Raw genomic sequence first — 14,599 nt, 5'->3', positions numbered from 1 at the left:
TCCCCATTCTAAAACGACTTTTCCACATTGGCCAGATGCCATCACATCAAACCCTTTTTGAAATTCATCCACAGGGAATTGATGCGTAAGGACGGGGGATATATCTAAACCACTCCTCAACATTTGGGTCATTTTGTACCATGTTTCATACATTTCTCTACCATAAATACCTTTCACATGGAGGCCCTTAAAAATGATTTCATCCCAGTTGATCCGGGTGGATTCTGGTAATAAGCCCAAAAGCGCAACCCGTCCGCCGTGATACATGTTCGCCAACATATCTTTGAACGCCGATGGATTACCGGACACTTCTAACCCAACGTCAAATCCATTAACTATATTGAGTTCGCTATAACTGTCTTTAATCTTTTCTGTTGACACATTGATTGCTTTGGTGGCGCCCAATTTTCTAGCTAAATCGAGTCGGTATTCATTTACGTCGGTAATGACTACATTTCTTGCGCCGACAAAATTGCAAATGGCCACAGCCATGATGCCAATAGGTCCCGCGCCGGTGATGAGCACATCTTCTCCCACCATTTCATAAGATAATGCAGTATGAGCTGCATTGCCAAATGGATCGAAAAAGGCAGCAATTTCAGATGGTATATCTTTATGGATGGGCCAGACATTGGATTCAGGAATGACCAAATATTCTGCAAAAGCGCCGGCACGATGAATGCCCACGCCGACAGTATCGTGACAAAGATGACGTTTTCCAGCGCGACAGTTTCGGCAATAACCACAGGTGATGTGGCCTTCTCCGGAAACACGATCCCCCTGTTTATAGTGGGTTACGCCGGGACCAATCTCTTCTACGATACCACAGAATTCATGACCCGTTACTAAAGGAAGTTCTAATGTGCGTTGTGCCCATTCATCCCATTTATATATATGGAGGTCCGTTCCACAAATGGCTGTGTGGGTGATTTTTATTTTGACATCGTTCGTACCACATTCGGGAATTGGGACGTCTTCCATCCAAATACCTTGTTCGGGGGAATTTTTAACTAATGCTTTCATTGAATATTTCTTTAACTAAGGTTAAGGTGTAATTATTGAATCAAAAAATTTAATGGGTTATACTTCCCATACACAAAGGAATAAAGTATGTAAATTAATGCCATGACAAAACTTAAAAAATCACTGGGCCTCTTTGACGGCATCGCCCTGTTGGTGGGTATCACTATTGGTTCAGGCATTTTCGCAACACCTCAAATAATTGCGGGATATCTTGAATCTTTTTCATCCATTATTATTTTATGGATTGGTGTATCGGCATTCGTTTATGTGGGTGCCCTTATCTATGCGGAACTGGGGTGTCGCTTCCCTAAAACTGGCGGCGAGTATGTTTATATCGAAAAAGCATTTGGCCCCTTTTGGGGCTTTTTGTTTGGTTGGGCCCAGTTGGTTATTATTCGAACCAGCCCGGCTGCAGGGTTAAGTCTAATCACGGCAAACTATGTAGGATATTTTATCCCCATGGTTCAGTTTGAAAAGAATTTAGTCGCTATTGCAGTAATTATTTTATTTGGTGCGCTGAATTATATCGGTGTGACCAAAGCGAGTTTCTATAACAAATTTTCATCTTCCATTAAAATTGGCGGACTTTTTATATTTGCCATCATTGGATTTGTCATAGTGGATGGCGATTTTTCGCGATTATCCGAGACTGCTGAAACAACGGCATCCTTAGGCCCAATCGGCAATATGGTGGCAGCTCTAATGCTTATTCTTTTTTCATTTATCGGATGGGATCGGGTTGGCTATGTGGCTGGAGAAATGAAAGATCCGAAATCGGTAATTCCTAAATCCATGTTATACGGCATGTTGGTAATCGTCATTCTTTACATAAGTGCAAATTTATTATACCATACGGTTATTGGATTGGAGGGGATGCGGTCTAGCACAATTGTTGCTTCTGATACCGCCGTTCGATTATTTGGTAATATTGGAGCTGGATTGATTTCACTTATGGTTATCATTTCTGCCACAGGAAGTATCAACGGTACTATGATGTCTGCCAGTCGAGTTTATTATGCTATGGCTAAAGATGGTTTAATGTTTAAATGGTTTGACCATGTTGATACGAAATTCCAAACACCCGCCAATGCCATTATTGCTCATTGTTTTTGGGGAATCGTTCTGATTTTAGTGCGGCAAAATTTTGAAACGATTGTTGCAGGGATGGTTTTTGCCATTCTCATCTTTTATGGATTTACTACCATAGCCTTTTTCAAGTTTCGACTAAAAAATTCTGGTGAAACTGATGGATATCGAATTCCATATTTTCCAGTTTTACCTGCTATATATTTTATCGGAATTGTAGTATTGGTTCTGCTTAGGGCATATTATGAAACAGATAAATCAGTCCAAGATCTTACTTTTGTTTTAACCGGGATTCCGGTTTATTTTTTATTTTTCAGAAAAAGGTAAAAATCATATGCAAATGGTCCGATCTACATTTCGATTCATTCTAATAGCACTTTGTATCATTTATGGCCAGGGTCGACCAGAAGTAATTGCGATTCGTACCGATGAAACAATAAAGATTGATGGAATTTTAGACGAAGCTGTTTGGGAGACTATTAATCCTATTACTGAATTTGTCCAACGCCTTCCCTTGGATGGGGGTGCGCCTACCGAAAAATCCGAAATGAGGGTAGCCTATAACAATGATTTCATATATTTTGGATTTACCTTTTATGATTCAGAACCTGAAAAAGTAAGAGCCACAATTTTAAATAGAGGTGGATGGATTCATCGGGATGATAAATTAGAAATTGCTTTGGATACCTACCATGATCGACGGAACGCCTATCTATTTGAAATGAATCCCTTGGGAACCCAAGATGATGCATTAATCTCAGATGAAAATCGGCCAGGTCTTGATGAATGGGCTTGGGATGGCGTTTACATTAGTGAGGGTAAGGTAACAGATTTTGGTTGGGTTCTCGAAGTTGCAATTCCCTGGACAACATTACGATTCCCAAGCAAGGATGAATTAACAATGGGGTTGGCCATAAAGCGGTATATCAATAGGAAAAATGAAAGTGTCATGTGGCCACATATTGGATTGAATTATAGTTCTGATATTTATCAAGTGTCTCAATATGCAGATCTAAAAGGATTAAAGCATATTAAAAGAGGTAAAGATATAAAGATAAAACCTTTTGCTATTGGTGGTACTCAAAACCAATTAACTGACGAAAAATCTGTTAATGATAATATTGGAAATGGTGGATTTGATATTTACTATGGGCTGAAATCTAACTTAACTATGAACTTGACGTATAATACAGATTTTGCCCAAGTAGAGGCGGATAATGCTCAAATTAATTTGACGCGGTTCAATTTATTTTATCCGGAGAAGCGGGAATTCTTTTTGACACGATCTAAATTATTTGCCTTTGGAAATTCTCGACAAACTGAGGTGTTTTTTAGCCGAAAGATTGGATTGAACCAGGATGTCGTTGGCGGTGCAAGGATGTTTGGCCAAGTGGGGAATACCTCCGTCGGCGCATTGAATATTCATACTCGAGGCAATGGAGAAGCGCCTGCAACCCATTATAGTGCAATTCGTCTCAGGAAAGATGTGCGCGATCGAACGACGGTTGGGGTCATCCTTACGGATGTGGCATCCAAAGGTGTGCGCAATTCTGTTTACGGTATTGATGGTCAAATGCGGTTTTGGGGCAGTAGCAGTATCTCCGCTTGGTATAGCAGAGTAAAAGACATTGATTATACTCAAAACCCTTATGCTTCAATGGTCAAAATTGATTTAAAAAATGATCGATATTTTTTAACTGCAGGGCAACATCGAGTCGGTAGCGATTTTAAACCATTACTTGGGTTTGTACAACGGAATGATATGGTGGGGACAGGCGCCTTAGCAGGATTTACGCCAAGGGTTGGGCAAGGCGATAAACTAATCCGCCAATTGCGGTTTACAGTGTATGGTAGAGATGTGCGCAGTTTTGATGGCGTGAAGCAAACGGAGACCCTAAGCGGCGGCATTGATGCTATCCTTGAAAGCAGGGATAGAATCGGTGTGAAGTTCAGTCAAGATAGAGAATTTTTAGATTATAATTTTACGTTGGGGAATGGTGTTGAAATTAATAAAGGAAATTATAAAGATCGAAAAATTTCATTTTCTGCCAGAACGAATCAGAGCAGGGGTGTTTGGGGTAATTTATCCATTTCAAAAGGAAATTATTTCGGTGGAAATAAGACGAGTGTATTTGGCTCCATTGGAAAACAGTTTTCCAATCATTTGACCCTATACGGATCTGCTAACCAAAATATTATATTTATGCCTAGTCAAGGTGAATTCACGGCAAACGTTTATGGATTTACAGCTGAAGTTGCATTAAACCGAAGATGGTTTGGGAAAGGATCAATCCAATATGATAATTTTTCGGAGCAGCTTCAATTATATTGTCGTATTAATTGGATTCATACACCAGGAAGTGATTTGTTTATCGTGTTAAACCAACGCTATGATATAAGTGGAAAGGATAGACAATTGATTCAAGGGACACAAGTGGTGAAGCTCACTTACCTTTTTCAAATATAGTCAGGAATTTATTGAATTTTTAATTAATTTATTCATCACCTTGTTTCCCCAAATTTATCGCACCTAAATTCCCCGACTGTTTTTTTAGGATAACAGTATTATTATGGCACATATTATATCATTAACAAATCAAAAAGGCGGTGTGGGTAAAACGACCACTTCTGTCAACCTATCTGTGAGTTTGGCTGTATCAGAAGTGAAAACTTTGTTAATTGATTTGGATCCCCAATCCAATGCCACAACGGGGATTGAAAATTTACTCATTGATCCCAAGGGGAATATTTATGATGCCCTAATCCGAGGTGCTGCATCAAAAGATGTTATTACCAAAACAAAGCTGGACCATTTGGATATTATTACATCCACCAGTGATTTGGTGGGTGCTGAAGTAGAATTGGTCAGTATTATGGCCCGTGAGCATCAATTGGAAAAAGTCCTGAAACCACTTCTGAAAAAATATGATTATATCCTCATTGACTGTCCCCCATCTCTGGGTTTGCTTACCCTGAATGCACTCACCTGTTCCGATACAGTTATTATTCCAATCCAATGTGAGTATTACGCATTAGAAGGATTGGGGCAGCTATTGAATACGATTCGATTGGTACAGAAAAATTTGAATCCCAATCTGGAAATAGAGGGTGTACTTTTAACCATGTATGATGGAAGATTAAATTTATCCAAACAGGTGGCAGAAGAAGTGCGTAGCTATTTCGAGGAAAAATTATTTAAAACTGTTATCCAGCGCAATGTACGGTTGAGTGAAGCACCTAGTTTTGGTAAACCGGCATTACTTTATGATGCCAATTCTACCGGTGCACAAAATTATATGTCATTGGTAGAGGAGATATTAAGCGATGGCAACTAATCGATTGGGAAAGGGGATCGATGCTCTAATTCGACCACCAGAAAAACAGGATATTTCTCCGGCAGGTGTGACCACCATTCCTATTTCAAAGATTAAAGCCAACCCTCACCAGCCACGAAAACATTTTGATAACAAAGCGTTGGATGAATTGGCCGCATCTATAAAAGAAAAAGGGGTCATTACACCTATCACTGTTCGTGCGGATGATAATGGATATATCCTTATTGCAGGTGAACGGCGCCTACGAGCATCCAAATTGGTTAAGCGCAAACAGATTCCCGCCTATATCATTGAAGTGACCAGTGAATCAGAAATGATGGAAGTGGCATTGATTGAAAATATCCAGCGGGAAAATCTGAACCCATTAGAAGAAGCTGAAGCTTATGCAGTTTTGCAGGGTGAATTCAGCCTCGTCCAAACAGATATTGCAAAAGCGGTGGGAAAAAGCCGTTCGACTGTTACAAATTCATTAAGATTACTTCAGCTTCCGTCAGAAATTAAAAAAAGTCTGCGGGAGAATAAAATTTCTGCAGGACATGGTAGAGCTATCCTGGCCATGAAAACACAATCGGGAATGCGGAACCTTTGGCAAATGATATTGAGCCATGATCTTTCTGTTAGAGGTGCCGAAGCTATTGTAAAAGGTAAAGCCGATTCTAAATCCAAACCCAAGAAATCAAAACTAAAATCAAAAAATGCTACAGTCCGCCAGCTCGAAAGTGAAATAATTTCTATCCTAGGGACAAAAGTTCGCCTGAATCATAAAGGCAAAAAGGGTGGCTCAATCGTGGTAGATTATTTTTCTGCTGATGATTTGGAACGTATTCTCGACCTTTTACGGTCAATCGAATAGTTGGATTTGCAACGCTTTCGACAAAAATAATATGCATCCCAGCCGTTATACTTTCCTAATTATCCCTGACCATGATGGAGAGAATAAACGTTTTTCAATTTCACGGAGAAAAACCTTTTTTATTATTTTCACTATTATTACCATACTTTCAGTAATGGTAATGGCATTAACCTATTTAACACCTAAAGCCATGGATCAAATCCGAATGAAAAACCGCTATGAAGAAGTTATCGGTGAGCGGACGAAAGTATTGGAATTATATCGCGATTTGGAACGGATGAAGCAAATGGAATTGGTTGTCCAGAAAGCATTGGGGACCGATTTAACAGTGAGTGAGTCAGGGGATGGTAACTTGATTGAATCAAAAGAATTGAAACCAATACTTTCGGATGATACGAAAAATATTCCATCCATGATTCCGGTGAATGGCTATTTGACACAAGAAATGAATGAGAAAGAGAAAGATGGTACTCGTCAGCATTATGGTGTTGATATTGCAGTCCCAGTTGGAGAATCAGTAAAAGCTTCTGCAGGAGGTCAAGTAGTCTTCTCCGGCTGGACGCCGGAATTGGGAAACCTTGTGGTCATCTATCATGGGAATGAATATTTCACTTACTACGGGCATAATAAAATTTTGTTGGTAAACTCACATGACCAAGTGAGTCGAGGTGATGTGATTGCATCCTCTGGAAATTCGGGAATGAGTTCCGGGCCTCATTTGCATTTTGAAATATGGAAAGAAGGCCTAGCAGTGGATCCTTTGTCGTATTTTCCGACGTTAAATAATACAAACATGAATGTGAATTGATATGGCTAAGAATGAAAATAAAGATGTACATACAATGATTGGCGCAGATGCCGTCATTCAGGGAAGCATAGCGTGTGAAGGGGGCGTTGCCGTTTATGGAAAAGTTTATGGGGACGTAACTTCTGAAGGGCCCGTACGGGTTGCCCGAGGCGGAGAGGTCCATGGTAATATCCAGGCTAATGATACCCAAATAGGTGGAATTGTGGATGGAAATGTAAGAGTCGAAAACCGCGCTATTCTTGGAGCAGAATCTGAACTTAAAGGCGATTTGATTTACCGATCATTGGTGATAGAAGAAGGCGCCCAGTTTCAGGGCCATTGTGTACTGGTTGGTAGTGAGCCAACTGTTGAGCCGGAATACCATACTGAGTCACCAGCGGTTGAGAATCATTCTGACCAAGAGGGATCTAAAGCCTCGAGTTTTTCGGTGGATGAAAATAATCCATCGCCTGCGGAAGATCGTTCTCACCAACATGATTGATGATCCTGACAATCATTTAGGTAAATCACTTAATCAATTTCAAAAGTTTGTCCGTCAGGCTGGCCCCTCTGCAGCAGCGGCTTATACGTTAATGGGCTCGATATTATTTTTAGGGGGCATTGGTTATTTTATCGATCAATATTTCAATTCATCTCCATTATATTTACTCATCGGTTTGGGGTTTGGTCTTGTGATTGGGTTTTATGAATTAGCAAAGTCTGTATTTAAAAAATGAGACCCATAATTTATTTAACAGCGATAGCCTTAGGTGTCTTTGGATTGGGCGCCGGATTAGAGCCCGATTCTAAAATTGAAATATTTTGGGGTATTTTTATGCCATGGGCTGTGGCGGTGGTCGAATTGTATTTACTTTTCCGGGTGAAAGGAAAAGACCCCCAATTAACAACAAAAATACTGATGACCGGGTTTGTGGGGAAGATGGCAATCTTTGGTTTATATTTAATGATAATTATTAACTTTTATTCTTTCAATCCGTACCCTTTTGTATTTAGCTTCGCGGGCTCTTTTCTAGCGTTTCACGCGCTAGAAGCTGTAGTGTTGAAGTCCCTTTATTAATCGTAAAAATTTTAGACACAATAGATGATATCAGGCGGTGAACAAGCTCAAGGTTCCAGTGTAATGGACCAAGTGGGCGATAACATAATCCACCACGTTTCGAATTCAGACATTCACCATCCCATCGTGCATTTGCCACATTTATTTGGGATTGATATGTCTGTCACTAAGCACGTAATGATGCTCTGGATTGTAGCAACAGTAGTATCCGTTGCTGTCATTATCCCTATTCGCAAATTTCTTCGCAGAGGTGATGGTGTACCTAAGGGAATGGCCAATGCTATTGAGAGCGTTGTTAAGTTTATCCGAGATTCAATTGTTGCGCCAAATGTAGGACCGAAATGGGTCAATACATGGACGCCTCTAATTCTTACTTTTTTCTTTTTTATCTTGTTCTCTAATGCCATTGGAATGGTACCAATATTTGATGTGTTGGGTGTCTTTAACCGTTTTGTCCTAGGTGTTCCGGCTAGCGATTCCCATAATTTCATAAATGGAATTCTTCATGGTGGTGTTACGGCCACAGGGAATTTCAATGTAACCGCAGCCTTAGCAACAATTACATTTTTTACCATTATTATCGCCGGTTCAAAAGCGCATGGATTTATCCAACACTGGAAAAATTTAGTGCCCAAAGGATTGGCTTGGCCCGTTTATATTATTTTACTTCCCATAGAAATTATGGGATTATTCGTTAAGCCTTTCGCATTGACCATGCGTTTAGCGGCGAACATGACCGGCGGACACATTGCGCTGCTGGCCCTTTTATCACTCATGGCGATATTTGCCGAAATGTTTCATTCGGCAGTAGCCGGGATCGGCGTGGCATTTGTAGCCGTACCGATGGCTGCTGCTATATCAGGATTAGAGATCATTGTTGTCATGGTGCAGGCGTATGTATTTACCCTGCTTACCGCAGTTTTTGTGGGTATGGCAATCAACTCTCATCATTAAACAATAAAGAGGTAATAAAACAATGGAAGCTACCACATTAATGCCAATCGGTTTTGGCTTGATAACTATAGGTGCTGCACTGGGTATTGGAAAATTCGCTTCTGCTGCTGCAGAAAGCATCGCCCGTCAGCCCGAAGCTGCAGATAAGATCACAGGTGCTGTTAACCTGCCACTATTCCTTCTCGAAGGTGTAGCTATTTTGGCTGAGGTTTTCACATTCCTGATGTTGATCCTTAAGTAAACTAAAATTCAAACAAGACACGAGTTTGAGAGTGAATAAATGAACCCTTTAGTTCAACTCGATCCGGGCTTATTTATCTGGACGATTATCACCTTTTTGGTGTTGTTTTTCGTCCTGGCCAAATTTGCCTGGAAGCCCTTGCTCAAAATGCTTGAGGATCGTGAAGGTATGATTCGAAGTTCTCTCGCTGATGCCGAAAAAGCCAAAATAGAATTGGAACGGCTCAACGAAGAATCTGAAGCAATCATGGCCAAAGCCCGGTCCGAAGCACAATCCATTCTAACCGATGGTAAAGCTGCTGCAGAAAAAGTCAAAGATGACCTTATTGCGAAAGCGAAAGAGCAAGCGATAAAGATCCGCGATGATGCTGGAAAGCAAATTCAGGTAGAAAAAGATAAAGCAATTGCTGATATCAAACAGGAAGTGGTCAACATTTCCCTTTTGGTAGCAGAAAAGCTGATCAATAAAAACCTGAATGATGCGGATAATAAATCTCTAATTGAAGAGTCACTTAAAAAAGTGAAAACATATGAAGCTTGAGTCCAAGGCTAAAAATTACGTCGAAGCCATTTTTAATGTGGCGACGCAATCCGGGTCAGAAAAAGCGGTAAAGGATTCCCTGGAATTGGTTGTCAGTTCTTTGCGGGTGTCTCCTGAATTTCGTGCTTTTCTATTATCCAAACGGATTAGCGAAGTCCAAAAGGCCGAAGCTGTAAAATCTGCCCTTGGTGACCAGTGTCACCCGATCATATCCGAATTTTTAGGATTGGTTAAAGGTGACAATCTGGTCAAGTTGCTTACATCTATCAACAAAGCCTATGGGGTGAAATTTGCTGAAGCAATGAATTTTGTTTCAATCACAGCCCATGTTACAGGCAAAATGTCTGAAAGTGAAGAAGCAGATCTTAAGTCATCATTGGAATCCGCATTGGGAAAATCAACTGAACTAAATGTAAATGTTGACCCATCCCTCATCGGCGGAATTAAACTACGTGTTGGAAATAAATTCCTAGACGCATCAATCCAAAATCAATTGGAAAATATGCGTCTTGCATTATTAGAAGCATAACGCTTCAAAAAGGAAACCATGGATATCAAAACGGATAATATCACTGCCCTGTTAAAGGAACAGATCGCTCGATTCGATCTTTCCGTTGACGTTTCAGAAGTGGGTGAAGTTATCGAAGTTGGTGACGGTGTGGCCCGTGTAAGCGGACTGGAAAACGTCATGAGCTCCGAGCTTGTTGAATTGCCAAACGGTGTTTTCGGAATGGCATTGAACTTAGAAGACGACAATGTTGGTCTTGTATTGTTCGGTGATTCCCGCCTCGTTAAAGAAGGTGACTTGGCTAAACGAACCAATCGTGTGGTTGAAGTTCCTGTGGGGAACGCTATGCTAGGTCGTGTAGTAAACCCATTGGGTCAGCCCATTGATGGAAAAGGCCCCATCGATACAAACGAACACCTTGCCATCGAAAGAAAAGCATTGGGTGTGATGGCCCGTTCACCTGTAAATCAACCGCTTCAAACCGGGATTAAAGCTGTTGACAGTATGATCCCTGTAGGGCGTGGCCAGCGTGAATTGATTATTGGCGACCGTCAGACTGGTAAAACGGCAGTAGCCATCGATACCATTATTAATCAGAAAAATACTCACGATGGGGATGAGCCTGTTTATTGTATTTATGTGGCTATCGGTCAGAAAGCTTCTACAGTTGCGACTATTGTAGCTGAGCTAGAAGCCAACGGTGCCATGGAATACACAACTGTTGTGGCAGCCAACGCATCTGATGCAGCGCCGCTCCAATACATTGCCCCTTATTCTGGGTGTGCTATGGGTGAATATTTTCGGGATAATGGTAAACATGCCCTTATTATTTATGATGATTTATCCAAACAGGCTGTGGCTTATCGCCAGATGTCTTTGGTTCTTCGTCGTCCACCAGGCCGTGAAGCATTCCCCGGGGATGTATTCTATCTTCACAGTCGATTATTGGAACGTGCCTCTAAACTTTCTGCCGATTTGGGTGGTGGTTCCTTAACCGCCCTGCCGATTATTGAAACGCAGGAAGGTGACGTTTCCGCATACATCCCAACAAATGTAATTTCAATTACCGATGGTCAGATATACCTTGAGAAGAACTTGTTCAACTCCGGTGTACGTCCTGCCATTGATGTAGGAATTTCCGTTTCCCGAGTGGGTGGTAACGCTCAGATTAAAGCGATGAAAAAAGTTGCCGGTACATTGCGCCTAGATTTGGCCCAGTATCGTGAACTTGAAGCATTTGCAAAATTTGGTTCTGACTTGGATAAAAACACCCAAGCCCAGCTTACTCGTGGTGAGCGTATGGTTGAAATCCTGAAACAGGGTCAGTATGCTCCTGTAAGTGTAGAAAAACAGGTTGCCGTTATTTTTGCTGCCTCCAAAGGATATATTGACGGTGTTGCCGTTGACAAAGTTGCTGAATATGAATCCGGGCTTTTTGATTATCTCGAAGCCAATAATTCGGAAGATTTGAAAGCAATCGCTAAAGAAGGTGTCATCAGTGATGACATGAGCAAAAGATTGGAAAAATCAATTTCTGATTTCACTAAGGGTTTTACTGCCTAAACAATGGCCAACCTGAAAGACATTCGCGATCGGATCAAATCCGTCAAAAGCATTCAAAAAGTGACCAAAGCTATGAAAATGGTTGCGGCTGCCAAGATGCGTCGCGCTCAGGAAAACATGGAACAGGCACGACCCTATTCCAACCGTTTAACTGAAATTATCCAAAACTTACTCCCCGATGTGGATCGTGACCTTTTGCCATTATTGAATGTGCGAGAAGTAAAACGAAGCGCTTATGTGGTGGTTACATCCGATAAAGGATTGGCCGGATCGTTCAATAGTTCCATCCTTCGCAAAGCTCAAAATGAAATTGATGTATTGGGAAAGGATAATGTGGATGTCTTTTGCATCGGTAAAAAAGCACGTGACCATTTTAAAGTTCGTGGATATAATATTATTGAGACATATGTGGATTTTTGGGGAAGTCTCAATTTTAATCACGCCATCAAGATCGGTAACGGAATTGTTAGTCATTTCTTGAATGGTCATGTGGATGAAATTCATGTGGTTTATAATGAATTTGTCAGTGTAGCTACTCAAATGGTTTTGACAGAAAAACTCCTACCTTTGGATTATGAAACAGGTGAAGGTGCTGTTGCTGACAGGCTCTATGAACCATCCAAAGATGAGATTGTGAAATCACTGGTACCGAGACATTTGAATGTTCAAATGTGGAAATATTTGCTGGAATCCTATTCCAGTGAACAAGCAGCCCGAATGGTAGCTATGGAAAATGCCACTAGTAATTCGGAAGATATGATTAAAAATTTAACATTAGAATTCAACAAAGCACGACAAGCAGCGATTACGACAGAAATGTTGGAAATTGTTAGCGGTGCTGAAGCACTAAAATAAAAAGGGAATACCAATATGTCTAAAGTGACAGGTAAAATTTCTCAAATCATGGGTGCCGTGGTTGACGTCGTTTTTGAAGACGGCCGCCTCCCTGAAATTTTAAACGCCCTCGAGGTGGATCGTGGTGATGAAGGTACTCTTGTACTAGAAGTTGCTCAACATTTAGGCGATGGTATTGTTCGTACCGTTGCCATGGATTCCACTGATGGCTTAACCCGTGGTGTGTCCGCGGTTGACTCCGGTATTCCAATTTCTGTCCCTGTTGGCCAGGAAACATTGGGCCGTCTTTTTGATGTGCTCGGAAATACCATTGATGGTAAGGGCGAACTGAAAACAAAACAGACCAACCCCATTCACCGTTCTGCCCCAAAGCATGAAGATTTAACCACTTCAACAGAAATATTGGTTACCGGTATTAAAGTTGTTGACCTCATGGAGCCTTACACCAAAGGTGGTAAAACCGGATTATTCGGTGGTGCCGGTGTGGGTAAAACAGTTTTGATTCAGGAGTTAATCCGTAATATTGCTACGGAACATGGCGGTTATTCTGTATTCGCCGGTGTGGGTGAACGTACCCGCGAAGGTAATGACCTTTATAATGAAATGACCGAATCTGGTGTTATTGATAAGACCACCATGGTATTCGGACAGATGAATGAACCTCCCGGCGCGCGCCTTCGTGTGGCATTGAGTGGTTTAGCTATGGCAGAATATTTCCGTGATGAAGAAGGTAAGGATGTGCTGCTTTTTATTGATAATATTTTCCGATTCACTCAAGCTGGTTCTGAGGTTTCGGCATTATTGGGCCGTATGCCTTCTGCTGTGGGATATCAACCAACATTATCTACTGAAATGGGTGACCTTCAGGAACGCATTACATCGACTAAAAAAGGATCGATTACTTCTGTCCAAGCCGTTTATGTACCGGCGGATGATTTGACAGATCCGGCCCCTGCAACTGCATTTGCTCACTTAGATGCAACATCTGTTCTGGAACGTAAAATTGCTGAATTGGGTATTTATCCCGCTGTGGATCCGTTAGCCTCTACATCCAGAATCATGGACCCCCGTGTGATTGGCGACCGTCATTATGACGTAGCCAGAAACGTTCAGGGTGTGTTGCAGAAATATAAAGATTTACAGGATATTATTGCGATTCTCGGGATGGACGAATTGTCTGATGAAGATAAACAAGTTGTATCCCGTGCCCGTAAAATTCAGAAATTCTTCTCACAACCATTCTATGTGGCGGAACAGTTTACCGGTACCCCCGGCCGCTATGTTGAATTAGAAGATACAATCTCCGGATTTGAAGCGATTCTAAATGGTGATGTGGATGACCTCCATGAAAATGCATTTGCTTATGTGGGTACCATTGATGAAGCCATGGATAAAGCAAAGAAACAAGCTGCCTAATTAGACCATGAGCACTTTTAACCTGGAAATTGTTACACCGACACGCATCCTTGAAGAAGGTGACGTGTCCTACCTGCGCTGCCCCGGAACCGATGGTTCTTTTGGTGTAATGGCCAGCCATCGTGAAGCGGTGATTGGATTGGACGTGGGCGAAATCAAAGTAACCCAAGGGGGCAAAGATTTCTTCTATGCAACCAGTGGCGGTTTTGCTGAAATCACCAAAGAAAAGGTACAACTTCTGGTTGAAACAGTTGAGAAATCCAGTGAGATAGATTCTGGTCGTGCGGAAGCATCCATGCAGCGATCCAAAGAACGGATTGCCGGCAAAGCAGATTCAGATATGGATCGGGCTGAAGTAGC

At 41.5% G+C, this 14,599-nt stretch carries 17 protein-coding genes; 16 read left to right on the top strand and 1 reads right to left on the bottom strand.

Annotated elements, in window-relative coordinates:
* On the bottom strand, positions 1-1,023 hold a 1,023-nt coding region (tdh, locus tag HN459_04405; GenBank protein ID MBT3478686.1), incomplete at its 3' end, for an L-threonine 3-dehydrogenase.
* A gap of 102 nt (positions 1,024-1,125) precedes the next feature.
* On the opposite strand from tdh, the gene HN459_04400 reads away from it, so the two are divergent.
* The 16 genes from HN459_04400 to atpC all read left to right on the top strand — a co-directional run.
* Positions 1,126-2,436 (top strand): amino acid permease, encoded by a 1,311-nt coding sequence (locus HN459_04400; protein MBT3478685.1) that lies wholly within the window; start codon positions 1,126-1,128, stop codon positions 2,434-2,436.
* A gap of 13 nt (positions 2,437-2,449) precedes the next feature.
* Complete coding sequence (locus HN459_04395) at positions 2,450-4,576, top strand: carbohydrate binding family 9 domain-containing protein (protein MBT3478684.1); 2,127 nt, start codon at positions 2,450-2,452, stop codon at positions 4,574-4,576.
* A 103-nt stretch (positions 4,577-4,679) separates the two neighbouring features.
* Positions 4,680-5,444 (top strand): ParA family protein, encoded by a 765-nt coding sequence (locus HN459_04390; GenBank protein ID MBT3478683.1) that lies wholly within the window; start codon positions 4,680-4,682, stop codon positions 5,442-5,444.
* On the top strand, positions 5,434-6,297 hold the full coding sequence (locus HN459_04385; GenBank protein MBT3478682.1) for a ParB/RepB/Spo0J family partition protein: 864 nt from the start codon (positions 5,434-5,436) through the stop codon (positions 6,295-6,297). The genes HN459_04390 and HN459_04385 overlap by 11 nt, the downstream gene beginning before the upstream one ends.
* Positions 6,254-7,105, top strand: coding sequence for a M23 family metallopeptidase (locus tag HN459_04380; GenBank protein ID MBT3478681.1), 852 nt, complete (start codon positions 6,254-6,256; stop codon positions 7,103-7,105). The genes HN459_04385 and HN459_04380 overlap by 44 nt, the downstream gene beginning before the upstream one ends.
* A 1-nt stretch (position 7,106) precedes the next feature.
* Positions 7,107-7,586, top strand: a complete 480-nt coding sequence (locus HN459_04375) for a polymer-forming cytoskeletal protein (GenBank protein ID MBT3478680.1) — start codon at positions 7,107-7,109, stop codon at positions 7,584-7,586.
* Positions 7,579-7,821 carry an AtpZ/AtpI family protein gene (locus tag HN459_04370; protein MBT3478679.1) on the top strand — a complete coding sequence of 81 codons (243 nt, stop codon included), beginning with the start codon at positions 7,579-7,581 and terminating at the stop codon, positions 7,819-7,821. Before HN459_04375 ends, HN459_04370 begins: the two co-directional genes overlap by 8 nt.
* A complete protein-coding gene (locus tag HN459_04365; protein MBT3478678.1) occupies positions 7,818-8,162 on the top strand; it encodes a hypothetical protein in 345 nt (114 codons plus the stop codon). Before HN459_04370 ends, HN459_04365 begins: the two co-directional genes overlap by 4 nt.
* A gap of 24 nt (positions 8,163-8,186) precedes the next feature.
* Positions 8,187-9,116: a F0F1 ATP synthase subunit A gene (gene atpB, locus HN459_04360; GenBank protein MBT3478677.1), complete on the top strand. Its 930-nt coding sequence runs from the start codon at positions 8,187-8,189 to the stop codon at positions 9,114-9,116.
* A 22-nt stretch (positions 9,117-9,138) separates the two neighbouring features.
* Positions 9,139-9,357 carry an ATP synthase F0 subunit C gene (locus HN459_04355; protein MBT3478676.1) on the top strand — a complete coding sequence of 73 codons (219 nt, stop codon included), beginning with the start codon at positions 9,139-9,141 and terminating at the stop codon, positions 9,355-9,357.
* Positions 9,358-9,396: 39 nt separating this feature from the next.
* A complete protein-coding gene (gene atpF / locus HN459_04350; GenBank protein ID MBT3478675.1) occupies positions 9,397-9,897 on the top strand; it encodes a F0F1 ATP synthase subunit B in 501 nt (166 codons plus the stop codon).
* Positions 9,887-10,426, top strand: coding sequence for an ATP synthase F1 subunit delta (gene atpH / locus HN459_04345; GenBank protein MBT3478674.1), 540 nt, complete (start codon positions 9,887-9,889; stop codon positions 10,424-10,426). The genes atpF and atpH overlap by 11 nt, the downstream gene beginning before the upstream one ends.
* An 18-nt stretch (positions 10,427-10,444) precedes the next feature.
* On the top strand, positions 10,445-11,968 hold the full coding sequence (locus HN459_04340) for a F0F1 ATP synthase subunit alpha (protein MBT3478673.1): 1,524 nt from the start codon (positions 10,445-10,447) through the stop codon (positions 11,966-11,968).
* A gap of 3 nt (positions 11,969-11,971) precedes the next feature.
* Positions 11,972-12,823: an ATP synthase F1 subunit gamma gene (gene atpG / locus HN459_04335; protein ID MBT3478672.1), complete on the top strand. Its 852-nt coding sequence runs from the start codon at positions 11,972-11,974 to the stop codon at positions 12,821-12,823.
* A gap of 15 nt (positions 12,824-12,838) precedes the next feature.
* Entirely contained in the window at positions 12,839-14,239 is a 1,401-nt protein-coding gene (gene atpD / locus HN459_04330; protein ID MBT3478671.1) for a F0F1 ATP synthase subunit beta, read from the top strand.
* 7 nt (positions 14,240-14,246) lie between these two features.
* Positions 14,247-14,599: ATP synthase F1 subunit epsilon (gene atpC / locus HN459_04325; protein ID MBT3478670.1), on the top strand; the 353-nt coding region annotated here is incomplete at its 3' end.

This window comes from Candidatus Neomarinimicrobiota bacterium, from assembly GCA_018647265.1.
GTDB lineage: Bacteria > Fidelibacterota > Marinisomatia > Marinisomatales > TCS55 > TCS55.
The sequence above is the reverse complement of the archived record's forward strand: the minus strand, read 5'-3'. Positions and strand labels throughout refer to the sequence as shown.

What these genes read in the sequence shown, in the direction of transcription:
- atpH (MBT3478674.1), top strand. Translation starts at nt 9,887, where the DNA reads ATGAAGCTTGAGTCCAAGGCTAAAAATTACGTCGAAGCCATTTTTAAT.
- HN459_04400 (MBT3478685.1), top strand. Translation starts at nt 1,126, where the DNA reads ATGACAAAACTTAAAAAATCACTGGGCCTCTTTGACGGCATCGCCCTG.
- HN459_04385 (MBT3478682.1), top strand. Translation starts at nt 5,434, where the DNA reads ATGGCAACTAATCGATTGGGAAAGGGGATCGATGCTCTAATTCGACCA.
- atpG (MBT3478672.1), top strand. Translation starts at nt 11,972, where the DNA reads ATGGCCAACCTGAAAGACATTCGCGATCGGATCAAATCCGTCAAAAGC.
- HN459_04375 (MBT3478680.1), top strand. Translation starts at nt 7,107, where the DNA reads ATGGCTAAGAATGAAAATAAAGATGTACATACAATGATTGGCGCAGAT.
- HN459_04365 (MBT3478678.1), top strand. Translation starts at nt 7,818, where the DNA reads ATGAGACCCATAATTTATTTAACAGCGATAGCCTTAGGTGTCTTTGGA.
- atpD (MBT3478671.1), top strand. Translation starts at nt 12,839, where the DNA reads ATGTCTAAAGTGACAGGTAAAATTTCTCAAATCATGGGTGCCGTGGTT.
- atpF (MBT3478675.1), top strand. Translation starts at nt 9,397, where the DNA reads ATGAACCCTTTAGTTCAACTCGATCCGGGCTTATTTATCTGGACGATT.
- HN459_04355 (MBT3478676.1), top strand. Translation starts at nt 9,139, where the DNA reads ATGGAAGCTACCACATTAATGCCAATCGGTTTTGGCTTGATAACTATA.
- HN459_04370 (MBT3478679.1), top strand. Translation starts at nt 7,579, where the DNA reads ATGATTGATGATCCTGACAATCATTTAGGTAAATCACTTAATCAATTT.
- HN459_04390 (MBT3478683.1), top strand. Translation starts at nt 4,680, where the DNA reads ATGGCACATATTATATCATTAACAAATCAAAAAGGCGGTGTGGGTAAA.
- HN459_04380 (MBT3478681.1), top strand. Translation starts at nt 6,254, where the DNA reads ATGATTTGGAACGTATTCTCGACCTTTTACGGTCAATCGAATAGTTGG.
- HN459_04395 (MBT3478684.1), top strand. Translation starts at nt 2,450, where the DNA reads ATGGTCCGATCTACATTTCGATTCATTCTAATAGCACTTTGTATCATT.
- atpB (MBT3478677.1), top strand. Translation starts at nt 8,187, where the DNA reads ATGATATCAGGCGGTGAACAAGCTCAAGGTTCCAGTGTAATGGACCAA.
- HN459_04340 (MBT3478673.1), top strand. Translation starts at nt 10,445, where the DNA reads ATGGATATCAAAACGGATAATATCACTGCCCTGTTAAAGGAACAGATC.